The organism is Nocardia sp. BMG51109 (genome assembly GCF_000526215.1).
Classification (GTDB): domain Bacteria; phylum Actinomycetota; class Actinomycetes; order Mycobacteriales; family Mycobacteriaceae; genus Nocardia.
Map to the genome: position 1 here is coordinate 4,150,505 of NZ_JAFQ01000004.1, position 12,337 is coordinate 4,162,841.

Consider the following 12,337-nt stretch of genomic DNA (forward strand, 5'->3'; position numbering starts at 1 on the left):
GATCCTCGTTACCGCAAAACGAACGAGAAGAAAGAAACAAGATGAGGAAAATCGCTGCGGCATCGACATTGCTGATCGCCGCATTGGGCGTCCCGGCGGCCACCGCCGGTGCGGCGCCCGCCGACAAGGGCGTCGTGAACTACACGGCGACCACCACCGACCGGGCCACTGTCATCGCCACGGATGCCGGTTCGATGGCGGTGGAGGACGGTGTTTTCAAGATCAAGGCGAACGACGGGACCGTTCTCGCGGGCACCGAATTGTCGTTCCGCGTAGACGATTTCGTGTTCCCGATCGCCGCGGAACTGGACGACCGCACCGCGACGCTGACTCCGCGGTTCGATCTGGCGCACGCGGCGTACCGTCCGGTGGCGCTGCCGTTCGAGGATCAGGCGCCGTTCAAGACGCCCTACGATCGCGAGGTGGCCGCCTGGACCCGGATGACCAGCACCATCGCCGCCGGCGCCACCATCGGCACCCTCGTCGGCGGCATCGCCGGCGGTGCGGTCGGCTGCGTGCTGGGCGGCATCGCCGGTGCCACGGTGGCCGCCGCGGCCATCGTGGGCCTGTTCGGCGCATTCCTGCCGGCGGCGGTGATCGGCTGCTTCGGCGGCATCATCGCGGTGGGCGCGCTCGGCACCCTGGCCGGTCAGTTGCTGGTCACCGCGCCGGTGGCGATTCTGGCGGCGGCGCAGTACTTCACCACCATCAACCAGCCGTTCACTGCGCCTCCGGCGAAGTAGCGGGCGGGAAGAGCTCGGCGGGATCGCCGGGGGACAGGGGCCCCGTCCGGACCGTCCGGGCGGGGTCCTCACCTGTACACGGAAAGATTGCGCGTGTGCAGGGGAGATGCGGTACTCAATTCGATGACACACCAATTTGGCCGATTGAACCCGGATGCACCGGTGGAATATCAAGAGAGCCTGTGAAATAGGGGTCAGGGGTTTCATTGCCGGTTGGCGAGGAGTTCGGCGAGATGGTGCCGGCTCCATTCGCGCATGGTGTCGATGACGGTCAGGAGGCTTCGGCCGAGGTCGGTCAGTTCGTACTCGACGTGGGGCGGGTTGGTGTCGTGGTCGATGCGTGTGACGAGTCCGTCGCGTTCCATGTCGCGCAGGGTCTGGGTCAGTACCTTCGCGGTCACCGTCCCGAGAGCCTGTCGTAGATGGCTGAATCGCAGCGGCCCGTCCAGCAGTGATACGACGACCATGCCGGTCCACTTACCGCCGACCCGGAACGGGAATTCGGCCATCGGGCAGGCCGGGTCCATCCGCGCGCTCGAGTGGTCTTCGGCCATGCACCGCTCCGGTTTCGTTGAAGTAACCAGTTTCTCGAAGATACCGTTCACGTATGTCGAGACAGCAACGCGGGCATATCGTGGTCTTCGGTGCGGGCGGACGGGCCGGGCGCACGGTCGTGGGTCAGGCCCTGCGACGGGGGCGCCGCGTGGTCGGCGTCGTCCGCGACCCACGCGGCCACCCGGACCTGGCCGACGACACGGACGCCGGATTGCGCATCGTCGCAGGCGATCTCACCGACCCGGCGTCCGCCGCGGCTGTCGTGACCGACGAGACCGCGGCCCTGGTGAACGCGGTGACGCCGTTCACGGCGCCGCCGGACTCGTTCGACGACTTCGACACCGCCTACTACGCACACCTCGTCGGCAACCTCGTCCGAGCGGCCGGGACATCGGGAGCGCGGGTCGTCGAGATCGGTCTCGCCGCCACACTGAAATCCGGTGACGGCCGGCTCTACGACGACGCCGACGCGTTCCCGGCATTCCTGCGTCCGTTCGCCGAGGCACGGATGCGCGGTCTCGCCGCCTGGCGCGAGGCATCCGACCAGATCGACTGGCTGGTCGTCACGCCCCCACCACTGCTGTCCCCGCAGGCCCCGCCGACCGGCCGCTACCGGCTCGCGGGAGACATCCTCGACTCCACCCTCGCCGCCGTGCCGCTGTCCTACACCGACCTCGCCACCGCAATCGTCGACCAGATCGACTCACCCACCCACCACCGCAGCCAAATAGCCGTCTACGCAGCCCCGTAGCCGATCCCGGCCGTGCGTGCGGTCAGGTGTCTCAGAACCAGGTGCCGCTGAACGGCCGGGCGACGGTGACGAAGAGGTTGTCGGCGGCGTCGATCGCGCCGGGCCGGTGCCCGGTGACGCGGCCGGCCGGGGCCAGCTGCCGCCAGGCATGGCATCCTCCGAACGGCCGCGGACTTCCGGGCGCGAATGTTACCGCGCGAGAACGAATCACGGTGTGGAGCGGACCGGGGTGTCGATCGGTCGGCTGCCGATCAATGTCCGGATACCCACCAGCGGCGCGGTCGGTGTGATCGAGCGGTTCTTCCGGGATCTGCTGGAGGTGCAGCAGAGCGATCCGGCGGCCGCGGCGGTGCTGGGCGAGCACGCGGTCGACTTGATGGCTTCGGCGGTTGTGCTGGCGTGCGGGGCCCGGCTCACCGAGCGGTCGGCGCAGGCGCTGGTCCGGCAGCAGGTGCTGGCGTTCGTGCGGAGTCATTACACCGAACCGGATCTCACCACGGATCGGATCGCGCGGGCGTGTGCGGTGTCGCGGCGCACCCTGTATCGGTTGTTCGAGGATGTCGAGGGTGGTGTCGGCGCGATGGTGCGGCGGCGGCGCATCGGTACCGCCCAGGAGTGGCTCTGCGCGGACGGTGTCCGGTCGCTCGAATCGATCGCCGCGGCATGCGGTTTCGCCTCGGATCGGCATTTCTATCGTGTCTTCAAGCAGGAGACGGGAATGACGCCGGGCGAGTATCGGGCGCAGCAACATCCGGCGCGGTGACCGCCTGTATACTCCAATTCGCCTGTGCTGCAGCATAATTCAGCAGCGGGGCTCCTATCGTGTGCGGTCGTGGTCGGGATCCTGAGTCGGCCCGCCGGTGGCAGCCCTGCCACTGTTGGGCACGGTCGTATATCGGTGGTGGCGACACCAGGGGGCGGATCGTCTACGCCCGTTGCGCGCTGTTCACGGTGCACCTGGTCGATCATGTCGTGCACTCGGTGGCGCCGGTACCGTTCACCGACAAATCACCCCGGGGGACCGCACGAGCGAAGATTCCCCGATGAAGAAATAAAATCGCGATGATTCGAACGAATTCATCGGACCTCGGAATTCTCGTACGGGGAGAGGGCCTATTCAAATCATCGTGATTTCATCGGTGGCCGGTGCGCCGGATTTCACACTCCAGCGGCCGGCCGCAGGTGAGGTGAGCAGCGGGCGCAGTGCGTCCGCCGCGATTTTCGCCGTCGCCGTCGGCAGACCCGGTCGAACGCCCACGGACAGCTGCAGCGGCTGCGCGGCGGGGAGGTCGGGGCGCGGAACGAGCCCCTCCGGCGTCTGCCCGAGCGTGGCGAGCAGTGCTACTCCCACGCCTGTCGCGACCGCCGCGTGCACGCCGCCCAGCTGCGGCGCCTCGGCGCGGATCGATGCTGGGAGAGCGGCCCCGGACAGGGTTTCCAGCGCGCGGCTGCGCAGTGCGCAGGGACTGTCGAAGGCGACGATCGGCACGGGATCCGGCCGGGGCGGTGGCTGCCAGCCGGGAGCGGAGTACCAGGTCAGCTCGAGGTCTCCGACGTGGATTGCGCTGGGATCGTCGCTGTTGAGCAGTAATGCGAGGTCGATCCGGCGGCTTGCGAGGCCGTCACGGAGGGCGGCGCCGCGGTCGATCCGGAACCGGACCGAGCGTCGTGGGGCCGCACCCTCGAGCGCGGTCGCGAGGGCCGGCAAGAGCTGCGCGGCGGCGTGCTCGGTCGACCCGATCGTGAGGGTGCCCGCGGTCTCCGCGCCGAAGCTGCGCAGCGCTCGGTCGTGCAGGTCGAGGATCCGCCGAGCCACGGCGAGGAGTTCGTCGCCGTCGGTCGTGAATTGCGAGCCGCGGCCGTGGCGCTGCACCAGCTGCCGGCCGACCGCATCCTCCAGTCGGCGCACATGCTGGCTGACCGCCCCTTGGCTCAAATGCAGATGTGTCGCCGCTCGCTGGAAGCCGCCGCAATCCGCGATGGCGACGAAGCTCCGTAACGGAGCAATGTCGAGGTTCTTTTGCATGATGCTCAATTATGCACTCACATTACGAATCATGATGGTTCTCATCACGGATGCTCGTTGGATAGGTCGTTCGAATTCCCGTAATTTCGATGACGCGGAAAACAATGGGAGTGAGCGGCGTGCGAAGCAGACGGCAGATTCATCTGGGTGCCGTTCCCTATGGAACGGGCGGTCCGGGCAGTCACACTCTCTGGCTGGATCCGGACATCCCCGGCGACGCGAGCGTGAACATCGACTGGTTCACCGATGTCGCGCGGCTGGCGGAGAGCGGCCTGTTCGACCTGGTGTTCATCGTCGACAGCCAGTTCATCACGCCGTACTCGCCGCCGCACTACCTCAACCGTCTGGAACCGTTGACACTCCTGAGTGCGCTGGCGGTGCAGACCGGCCGGATCGGCCTGGTCGGCACGGCGACGACGAGCTTCAACAGTCCGTTCAACCTGACGCGCAGGTTCGGGTCACTCGACCTCATATCGCGTGGTCGCGCGGGGTGGAACGTCGTCACGACCGGTGATGCGGGTACCGCCCGCAACTACGGGCTCGACGAGCACTACGACTACGACACGCGGTACGGACGAGCGCAAGAGTTCGTCGAACTCGCTCGGGCACTGTGGGATTCGTACGAGGACGACGCCTTCGTGCGGGACCGGGAAACCGGGCGATTCCTGAACCGTGGCAAACAGCATCGGCTGGACCACGACGGCGCCTTCTTCCGGGTGCAGGGTCCGCTCAACCTGGTCCGCTCGCAGCAGGGGCACCCCGTGATCTTTCAGGCGGGCGACTCCGACCAGGGGCGAGACCTCGGTGCTCGCGTCGGCGAGGGCATCTTCACCCACGCCGCCGACATCCCCGCCGCCCAGGCGTTCTACAACGACATCAAGGACAGGGCGACACGGCAATTCGGCCGCGATCCCGACCATGTGCTGATCCTGCCCGGCGTACAGATCGTGCTAGGTGACACCGACGCGGAGGCGCGGGAGATCGAGGCCGCGAACCACGCGGCCGACCACACGTTCACCGCGGCGCTCGAGGAGTTCGGGCGGCCCTTCGGATGGCACGACTTCACCGGCTACGACCTCGACGCACCGTTCCCCGCCGAAGCGCTGGCATACGGTGAGCGCTCCTTCTATACCCAGGCCAAGGCGATCACCGAGCGCGCCCAGCGCAACGGATGGACGCTGCGGCAGGCCGTGGAGGCCACGCGCGAGCGGCGTAAGAGCGAGTTCGTCGGCTCCCCGGTGACGGTCGCGGACAAGCTCGTCGAATGGTGGCAGGCGCGCGCGTGCGACGGCTTCAACATCGCCGTCGACCACCCCGCCAACTTCCGCCGGATCGTCGAGGAAGTCGTCCCGATCCTGCAGGAGCGCGGTGTGTTCCGCACCGAGTACACCTCGGAGACCCTGCGCGGCCACCTCGGCCTGCCGATCCCGCCGAACCGATACAGCGCGGTCGTCTGACCGGGCCGGATACCCGTTGCGAGAAGGAACCAGCCCGCCCATGTCTCTCAGCGTTCAGCGGACCGACCGCTCCGCGCCTGCCACCGTCAGCCGCCGGGCGATGCTCCGGCTCGGCCTCGGTGCCGGTGCGCTCTTCGCCCTCGCGGCCTGCAGTGATGCCGGGGCCGGTTCCGTCGGCGGCGGCGGTCCGGGCACCGTCTCGTGGGCCTGGCAACTGCCGACCACCTGGGACCCGGTGACATCCTCCGCCGGCTCCGACGTCACGATGCTCGCACTCGCCTACGACGCCCTGACCGCGCTCGACGGCGACGGCAACGCGGTCGGCTGGCTCGCCGAGAGGTGGGCCTACAACCACGACGGCACCCAGGTCACGTTCACGCTCCGCCCGGGGCTGAGGTTCTCCGACGGGTCGCCACTGGATGCCGCGGCGGTGGCCAAGTCCATCGAACGTGGGCGCTCCGCGCCCGGCTCCCTCATCGCCCCGCAGATCGCCGACCTGAAAAAGGTTGCCGCACAGGGAGACCGGGATGTCGTGATCGACCTGACCGGGACCAACTACCAGTACCCGCTGCTGCTCGCCGGGAAGACGGGCATGGTGGTCAACCCCGCGGTGTTCGAGAAGGACGCGCATGCCCTCGCGACCCGGCCTGCCGGGTCGGGGCCGTTCACGCTCAGCTCGTACGTCGACAACGACCACGCGGAACTGCGGAAGAACGAGCATTTCCACCTCGCGGACCAGATCGGGATCACTCGGTTCCTGCTCTACCCGGCCGCCGACCCGGCGACCGTCGTCGCATCGGTGGCGTCGGGTCAGTACGACGTGGCGAAGATTCCGGCCTCGGGCATCAAGGCGGCCCAGGCGAGTGGTCTCGAGGTGCAGGTGCTCGACTCGATGTATGTCGCCGTGCTCGACGTCAACACGTCGAAGCCGCCGTTCGACAACCCCGCGGTCGTGGAGGCGCTGAAGTACGGCATCGACCGCGAGGCGATCAAGAAGATCGCCAACTTCGGCATCGGCGACGTCGACTACCAGCCCTTCCCGCAGGGTTACGTCGGCTACAACGCGGCGTTGGCGCAGGCGTTCGCCTACGACCCCGCCAGGGCGCGCAAGATCCTCGCGGATGCCGGGCTGTCCGGGGGTGTGCGCTCCACGTTGTCGGCGCCGGCCCCGATCTCGGCCGCGGTGGAGCAGCTCCAGGCCCAGCTCGCGGAGATCGGGATCGAACTCACCATCGACCCTGTGCCGCAGTCACAGTGGACCCAGATCGTCTACCTCAACCGCGCCAAACCACTCGCCTATGACGGCTTCGCGGGCCGGGAGTCGCCGGTGCAGGCGTTCCAGGTCCTGTTCAGCTCCACCGGGCTGATGAATCCGGCACGCGCCGGCGATCCGGAGCTGGTCGCGCAGTTGGCGAAAGTCGCCGCGACCCCGACCGATGCTCCGTCGTACCCTGCTGCCCTGCAGGAGGCGACGCGGCTCGCGGTCACCCGATTCCCCAACACCTTTCTGTACGAGGTTCCGAGCATTCTCGTCCGGCGCAAGTCGCTCGCGGCGCTGAAGCAACATCCGAGTCTGCTCCGCTGGGAAGGCGTGTCCGCATGACGGCGGTGACGGCGGCGCCCCCCGATCCGGTCGCACCCGGTCGCACCTCCTTCGGCCTGCTGGCGGCCCCGGTCCGCAGGTGTGCCCGGTTGCTCCTCACCTCGGCCACCGTGCTCGTCCTCGCATCGATGATCACGTTCGCGCTGGGGGCGCTCAGCAAGAACAACCCCGCCGCCGTGGTGCTCGGCGAGACCGCGACGCCGGGCGACATCGCGCGGCTCAACCACGAGTTCGGGCTCGACAGGCCGCTCGTGGTGCGCTATCTCGCCTGGGTCTGGGACGCCCTGCACGGCGACCTCGGGCGGTCGTGGTTCACCACGGTCCCCGTCTCCCGGTCGGTTCAGCTCGCGTTTCCGGTGGATCTGTCGATCGCGCTGTACGCGCTGCTGCTTGCGCTCGTCCTCGGCTTCGGTGCCGGTATCGTCGCCGCCGCGAGACCCGGCGGGGCGGTCGACCGGATCGTCAGCGTCGTCTGCTCGGTACTGGCCACGATGCCGCCCTTCGTCATCGGCATCGCGCTGATCGTGCTGCTGGCCGTGCAGGCCCGCCTCTTCCCGGCCGGCGGCTACTCGCCGTATGCCATCGACCCGGTGCAGTGGCTGCGCTACGCCACGCTGCCCGCGCTCGCCCTGGCACTCGAGGTGGCGGCGAATATCGCGCGCCAACTGCGCACCACGCTGGTGACCGCCCAGGCGCAGAACTACGCCATCGGCGCCCGCATGCGCGGATACAGCCGGGGCCGGGTGCTTTTCGGCCACGTGCTGCGCAACGCGGTCGCGCCGACACTCGCCGTCGTGACCAACGCGCTCCCGCTGATCATCGGTGGCGCCGTGATGACCGAGAAGCTGTTCAACCTGCCCGGGGTCGCCCAGTTGGCGTTGCAATCCGCCCAGCGCGGCGACGTGCCCGTCGTCCTCGGCACGCTGCTGGTCACCTCCGGCGTCGTGCTGCTCGGCACGCTGGCGCTCGGCGCGCTGCAGATCCTGCTCGACCCGGCCACACGCCGCGGCACCGCCTTACGGAGCACCGATAACCGGCGATCGCGCAGCCGGTCATCGGTGCGACCGGGTGCGGATGTCCCGCAGAACACAGGAGGCCGACGATGACGACGCTGCGCAGACTCCTCTCGATCCCCAGCGCCCGGGTCTGCCTGGTGATCCTCGCCGTGGTGGTTTTCCTCGTCGTCTTCGGGGGCGCGCTGGCGCCCTACGACGCGCTGCGCCAATCCCCGGAGATCCTGCAGGGGCCCAGCGCCGGCCATCTACTGGGCACCGACTACGTCGGCCGTGACGTACTCAGTCGCCTGATGGCGGGGACTCGGCTGTCCGTCCTCGGCGCGGTGGAGGTGGTCCTCGTCGGGATGTGCCTGGGCGTGCCCACCGGCCTCGCGTCCGTGTGGGCGGGGCGGGCCGGCGAGTGGTTCGCGCTGCGCATGTCCGAGACGCTGACCGTGCTCCCCTTCACCATTTTCACGATCGCGGTGGCCGCGACTCTCGGAAACGGCATGAACCAGGCCATGATCGCGGTCGGAATCCTCTCCGCCCCAACCTTTTTCCGCATCAGCCGCGCCGTCGCCCTCGGCCTGCGCACCACCCAGTACGTCGAGTCCGCCGAGCTGATGGGCGCGTCCACCTGGTGGATCCTGCGCACGCACATGTGGAGCAAGGTGCTGCCGAACGTCGCCGTGGCGGCGGCACAGGCCACCGGAGCCGCGCTGCTGGTCATCGCCTCGCTCACCTTTCTCGGCGTCGGTGTCACGCCGCCGGCCCCGACCTGGGGCGGCATGCTGGCGTCGGACCTCGGATACCTGGAGCTGCAACCGTGGGCGCCGCTGCTGCCCGGCATACCGATGATGCTCACCGTCGGTGCCCTCAACATCCTGGCCGACTGCCTCCGCGAGGCGGGCTCCGATGCGCCCCGCGCGCGGCGCCGACTGTTCGCGCGGCTGCTCGGCCGCGGCCCGTCGCTCCCGGCCGCCGAGCCGAAATCCGCATACCCCACCGAGGAGCTCGACCGTGTCACTGCCCGATGATCCGACCGGCACCGACCAGCCGGTGCTCCGCGTCGACGGCCTGAACGTCGACGTCGCCGACGGCCGACGGGCCCTGCGGGAGGTCTCCTTCGAGATTCCGCGGGGTGAGACCGTCGCCCTGGTCGGGGAGTCGGGGTGCGGCAAGACACTGACCTGCCGCGCCGTCCTCGGGTTGCTTCCGCCCGGCGCGGGGATCGCGAGTGGCACAGTCACTTTGGGCTCGGGCGGGGCCGCGGTCGATCTCACCAGCGCCCGGCCTGCCACCTGGCGGCGGCTGCGCGGCGCCCGGCTGGCTGCCGTCTTCCAGGACCCCGGCTCGTACCTCAACCCATCGCTCACTATCGGCTACCAGGTCGCGGAGCAATTGCGTGTGCGTGGGGGCCTTGCTCGTCGTGCCGCGCGGGGCCGCAGCCTCGAGCTTCTGCGTGAGGTGGGGATCCACGATGCGGAGCGGGTCTCTCGGCTGTATCCGTTCCAACTCTCGGGCGGCATGCTGCAGCGAGTTCTCATCGCCGTCGCGATCTCCCTCGCCCCCGAATTACTGATCGCCGATGAAGTCACGACCGCGCTCGACACCGTGGTCCAAGCCGAGATCTTGGATCTGCTCGAGCGACTGCAGCGCAGCCATCGGCTCAGTCTGCTGCTGGTGACGCACGACCTGGCCGTGGTCGCCCGGACGAGTCACCGCGTCATGGTGATGTACGCGGGTGAACTCGTCGAGAGCGGGCCGACCGAGGAGGTACTGCGCAATTCGCGTCACCCGTACACGCAGGCTCTGCTGCGCGTCGCTTCGCTGGGCGACTGGTCGCGACGCACTCTGGAGACGATCGACGGGCAGCCACCGGCCGCGGGCGAGGAGATCACCGGCTGCCGTTTCGCCGCGCGGTGCGCGCACTCCGAGCCCGGCTGCGCAGACGGTGTGATCCCGTTCCGCGAGGTCGGTCCGGGACATCTCGCACGGTGCATCCGAGAGGGGGCGGCCGCATGAGTACCGCGGTCACCGCACCATTGCTACGGATCACCGACCTGTCCGTCGCCTATGGGGTACCGCGCCGGGGCGTGGGCCTCGGCACCGGCGCCGCGTTGCGCGGCGCGAGCCTGGAGGTGCACCCGGGCGAGATCGTCGGGATCATCGGCGAAACCGGCTCCGGCAAAACGACTTTGGCCCGCGCGACCGTCGGGCTGACGACCCCGGCGGGCGGCACCATCGAGTTCGACGGCCGGGACCTGACCAGCCTGCGCGGCCGCGACCTGCGCGACTTCCGGCGGCAGGGCCGGATCCAGCTGGTGTTCCAGGACCCGCTGCGCTCGCTCGACCCCGACCTCACCGTCGCGCGCCTCGTCGGCGAGCCGCTCGAGGTGGCGGGCGGCCTCGACGCCACCGCCCGCGGCGAGCGGACCGAACGCGCGCTGCGCGAGGTCGGCCTGGATCCCGGGGCGGTGCGCGACCGCCGCCCGGGCGAGCTGTCGGGAGGCCAGCGGCAGCGGGTGTCCCTCGCGCGCGCCATCGTGACGGAACCGCGGTTGCTCATCTGCGACGAGCCGGTCAGCGCGCTCGATGTCTCCAACCGCAACCTGGTGCTGAACCTCCTCGATCGGTTGCGGCGCGACCTGGGCGTCGCGGTCGTGATCATCGCGCACGACCTCTCCTCGCTGGCCGGTATCGGCGACCGCGTGGCGGTGTTCTACCGGAGCCGACTGGTCGAGCAGGGACCCCTGCGCGAAGTACTGACGCGGCCGGCCCACCCGTACACGGCACTGCTGGTCGCGTCCGCACCGAGCCTCGGCGAACGGTCGGCGATCCGGCCCGCCGACGTCCGCGTCGACCGCGGCACCGCCGGTGCCGCGGACCCCGGCCGATGCGTGTTCGCCGACCGCTGCCGGTTCGCGTTCGCCGACTGCGCAATCCAGCCACCGCAGCTCGAGGTCGGTGAGCGGTGGTCCGCCGCCTGCCATCTCGCCGCCCGGTGGTCCGGTGAGGCAACCGACAACACCCACACCCCGCCGGCGCACACCGGCACCCGCGCGAAAGGCGAACGATGAGATACGACGAGGTCGAGATCCTGGGCATGATCGGCACGGCCGACGCCTCCGAAACGCGGGCGGGCGACGGAGCGGCGATCGACCCCGGCTACACGATCCGGTTCGCCCGGGCGCACGAGGACGGTGGATTCGACCGCGTGCTGATCGGGTACGGCTCCGGCTGGCCCGAGGGCTCTCAGGTGGCGGCGGCCGTAGCCGCGCACACCGAACGACTCGGTCTGCTCGTGGCGCACCGGCCCGGGGTCGTGCACCCCACGCTGGCCTCGCGCCTGTTCACGACCCTCGACCAGTTTTCCGGCGGCCGCGTGGCCCTCAACATCGTCACCGGAAGCACCGACGCGGAGCAGCGTCGCGAGGGAGACTATCTGCCCCATGACGAGCGGTACGCGCGGACCGACGAATACCTGCGGGTCCTGCGCGCCGCGTGGGACACGACCGGGCCCCGCGACTTCGCGGGCGACTACTACCGATTCGAGGGTTTCCACCCGCACGTTCCTCCCTACGAGGACAGGCACCTCGAGCTCTTCTTCGGCGGCAGCTCCCCGGCGGCCTACACGGTCGGCGCCCGGCATGCCGACACCTACATGCTCTGGGGCGAGCCCCTGCGTGAGACGGCCGAGCAGATCGCCACCATCACCGACCGCGCGGTGGCGGCGGGCCGCGACCGCCGGCCCCGGATCTCGGTGTCGTTCCGGCCGATCCTGGGGGCCACCGACGACGCCGCCTGGGAACGGGCACACCGCATCCTGGGCACCATCAACGCCGGCGTCGGCGCGGCGCACAACCTGCGCGCCAACCAACTGCACCCGCGCGGCGCCGAACCGCAGAACGCGGGCTCACAGCGGCTGCTGGCCGTCGCCGAGAAGGGCGAGCTGCACGACCGGTGCCTGTGGACCCCCACCGCGAAGGCGGTGGGCGGTGGCGGCAACTCCACCGCGCTGGTCGGTTCGCCCGAGACGGTGGCGGCCGCCCTCCTCGACTACATCGAGATCGGGGTGGACACCGTGCTGATCCGCGGATACGACCCGCTCCAGGATGCGATCGACTACGGCCGGGACCTGCTGCCACTGGTACGGCAGGAGCTGGCCCATCGCAAGGCGACCCGCTCCGACCGAGCGGCGGTCTAG

13 protein-coding genes are annotated in these 12,337 nt (G+C 69.5%); 10 read left to right on the forward strand and 3 right to left on the reverse strand.

Translation table 11 applies throughout. The annotated features are described in order from the left end of the window. Positions 1–41 precede the first annotated feature (41 nt). Positions 42–743 (forward strand): hypothetical protein, encoded by a 702-nt coding sequence (locus D892_RS0120135; RefSeq protein ID WP_024802977.1) that lies wholly within the window; start codon positions 42–44, stop codon positions 741–743. 203 nt (positions 744–946) lie between these two features. Here the strand turns inward: D892_RS0120135 and D892_RS41610 are convergent, their stop codons facing one another. After that, entirely contained in the window at positions 947–1,297 is a 351-nt protein-coding gene (locus D892_RS41610) for a helix-turn-helix domain-containing protein (RefSeq protein ID WP_036567278.1), read from the reverse strand. Positions 1,298–1,350: 53 nt separating this feature from the next. On the opposite strand from D892_RS41610, the gene D892_RS0120145 reads away from it, so the two are divergent. Beyond that, entirely contained in the window at positions 1,351–2,049 is a 699-nt protein-coding gene (locus D892_RS0120145) for an NAD(P)-dependent oxidoreductase (protein WP_024802978.1), read from the forward strand. Positions 2,050–2,080: 31 nt separating this feature from the next. Here the strand turns inward: D892_RS0120145 and D892_RS0120150 are convergent, their stop codons facing one another. Next, entirely contained in the window at positions 2,081–2,260 is a 180-nt protein-coding gene (locus D892_RS0120150; RefSeq protein ID WP_024802979.1) for a hypothetical protein, read from the reverse strand. Between the two features lie 18 nt (positions 2,261–2,278). Here D892_RS0120150 and D892_RS0120155 point away from each other — a divergent pair, with 18 nt between their 5' ends. Further along, positions 2,279–2,812, forward strand: coding sequence for a helix-turn-helix transcriptional regulator (locus tag D892_RS0120155; protein ID WP_198036946.1), 534 nt, complete (start codon positions 2,279–2,281; stop codon positions 2,810–2,812). A 354-nt stretch (positions 2,813–3,166) separates the two neighbouring features. Here D892_RS0120155 and D892_RS0120160 read toward each other — a convergent pair whose 3' ends face one another. Continuing rightward, positions 3,167–4,075, reverse strand: coding sequence for a LysR family transcriptional regulator (locus tag D892_RS0120160; protein WP_024802981.1), 909 nt, complete (start codon positions 4,073–4,075; stop codon positions 3,167–3,169). A gap of 119 nt (positions 4,076–4,194) precedes the next feature. Here D892_RS0120160 and D892_RS0120165 point away from each other — a divergent pair, with 119 nt between their 5' ends. Genes D892_RS0120165 through D892_RS0120195 form a run of 7 tightly spaced genes read left to right on the forward strand, consistent with a single transcriptional unit; the run spans position 4,195 to position 12,337 of the window. Then, complete coding sequence (locus tag D892_RS0120165; protein ID WP_024802982.1) at positions 4,195–5,532, forward strand: LLM class flavin-dependent oxidoreductase; 1,338 nt, start codon at positions 4,195–4,197, stop codon at positions 5,530–5,532. A gap of 40 nt (positions 5,533–5,572) precedes the next feature. Continuing rightward, on the forward strand, positions 5,573–7,135 hold the full coding sequence (locus tag D892_RS0120170; RefSeq protein WP_051499117.1) for an ABC transporter substrate-binding protein: 1,563 nt from the start codon (positions 5,573–5,575) through the stop codon (positions 7,133–7,135). Further along, positions 7,132–8,241: an ABC transporter permease gene (locus D892_RS41615; RefSeq protein WP_024802984.1), complete on the forward strand. Its 1,110-nt coding sequence runs from the start codon at positions 7,132–7,134 to the stop codon at positions 8,239–8,241. Before D892_RS0120170 ends, D892_RS41615 begins: the two co-directional genes overlap by 4 nt. Next, positions 8,238–9,167 carry an ABC transporter permease gene (locus tag D892_RS0120180; protein WP_024802985.1) on the forward strand — a complete coding sequence of 310 codons (930 nt, stop codon included), beginning with the start codon at positions 8,238–8,240 and terminating at the stop codon, positions 9,165–9,167. Before D892_RS41615 ends, D892_RS0120180 begins: the two co-directional genes overlap by 4 nt. Further along, positions 9,151–10,155: an ABC transporter ATP-binding protein gene (locus D892_RS0120185; protein WP_198037216.1), complete on the forward strand. Its 1,005-nt coding sequence runs from the start codon at positions 9,151–9,153 to the stop codon at positions 10,153–10,155. The genes D892_RS0120180 and D892_RS0120185 overlap by 17 nt, the downstream gene beginning before the upstream one ends. After that, positions 10,152–11,210, forward strand: coding sequence for an ABC transporter ATP-binding protein (locus D892_RS41620; protein ID WP_024802987.1), 1,059 nt, complete (start codon positions 10,152–10,154; stop codon positions 11,208–11,210). The genes D892_RS0120185 and D892_RS41620 overlap by 4 nt, the downstream gene beginning before the upstream one ends. Beyond that, positions 11,207–12,337, forward strand: a complete 1,131-nt coding sequence (locus D892_RS0120195; RefSeq protein ID WP_024802988.1) for an LLM class flavin-dependent oxidoreductase — start codon at positions 11,207–11,209, stop codon at positions 12,335–12,337. Before D892_RS41620 ends, D892_RS0120195 begins: the two co-directional genes overlap by 4 nt.

Excerpts from the sequence above, each read along its gene's own strand:
- D892_RS41620 (WP_024802987.1), top strand. The coding sequence starts at position 10,152 with ATGAGTACCGCGGTCACCGCACCATTGCTACGGATCACCGACCTGTCC.
- D892_RS0120135 (WP_024802977.1), top strand. The coding sequence starts at position 42 with ATGAGGAAAATCGCTGCGGCATCGACATTGCTGATCGCCGCATTGGGC.
- D892_RS41615 (WP_024802984.1), top strand. The coding sequence starts at position 7,132 with ATGACGGCGGTGACGGCGGCGCCCCCCGATCCGGTCGCACCCGGTCGC.
- D892_RS0120170 (WP_051499117.1), top strand. The coding sequence starts at position 5,573 with ATGTCTCTCAGCGTTCAGCGGACCGACCGCTCCGCGCCTGCCACCGTC.
- D892_RS41610 (WP_036567278.1), bottom strand. The coding sequence starts at position 1,297 with ATGGCCGAAGACCACTCGAGCGCGCGGATGGACCCGGCCTGCCCGATG.
- D892_RS0120180 (WP_024802985.1), top strand. The coding sequence starts at position 8,238 with ATGACGACGCTGCGCAGACTCCTCTCGATCCCCAGCGCCCGGGTCTGC.
- D892_RS0120145 (WP_024802978.1), top strand. The coding sequence starts at position 1,351 with ATGTCGAGACAGCAACGCGGGCATATCGTGGTCTTCGGTGCGGGCGGA.
- D892_RS0120160 (WP_024802981.1), bottom strand. The coding sequence starts at position 4,075 with ATGCAAAAGAACCTCGACATTGCTCCGTTACGGAGCTTCGTCGCCATC.
- D892_RS0120195 (WP_024802988.1), top strand. The coding sequence starts at position 11,207 with ATGAGATACGACGAGGTCGAGATCCTGGGCATGATCGGCACGGCCGAC.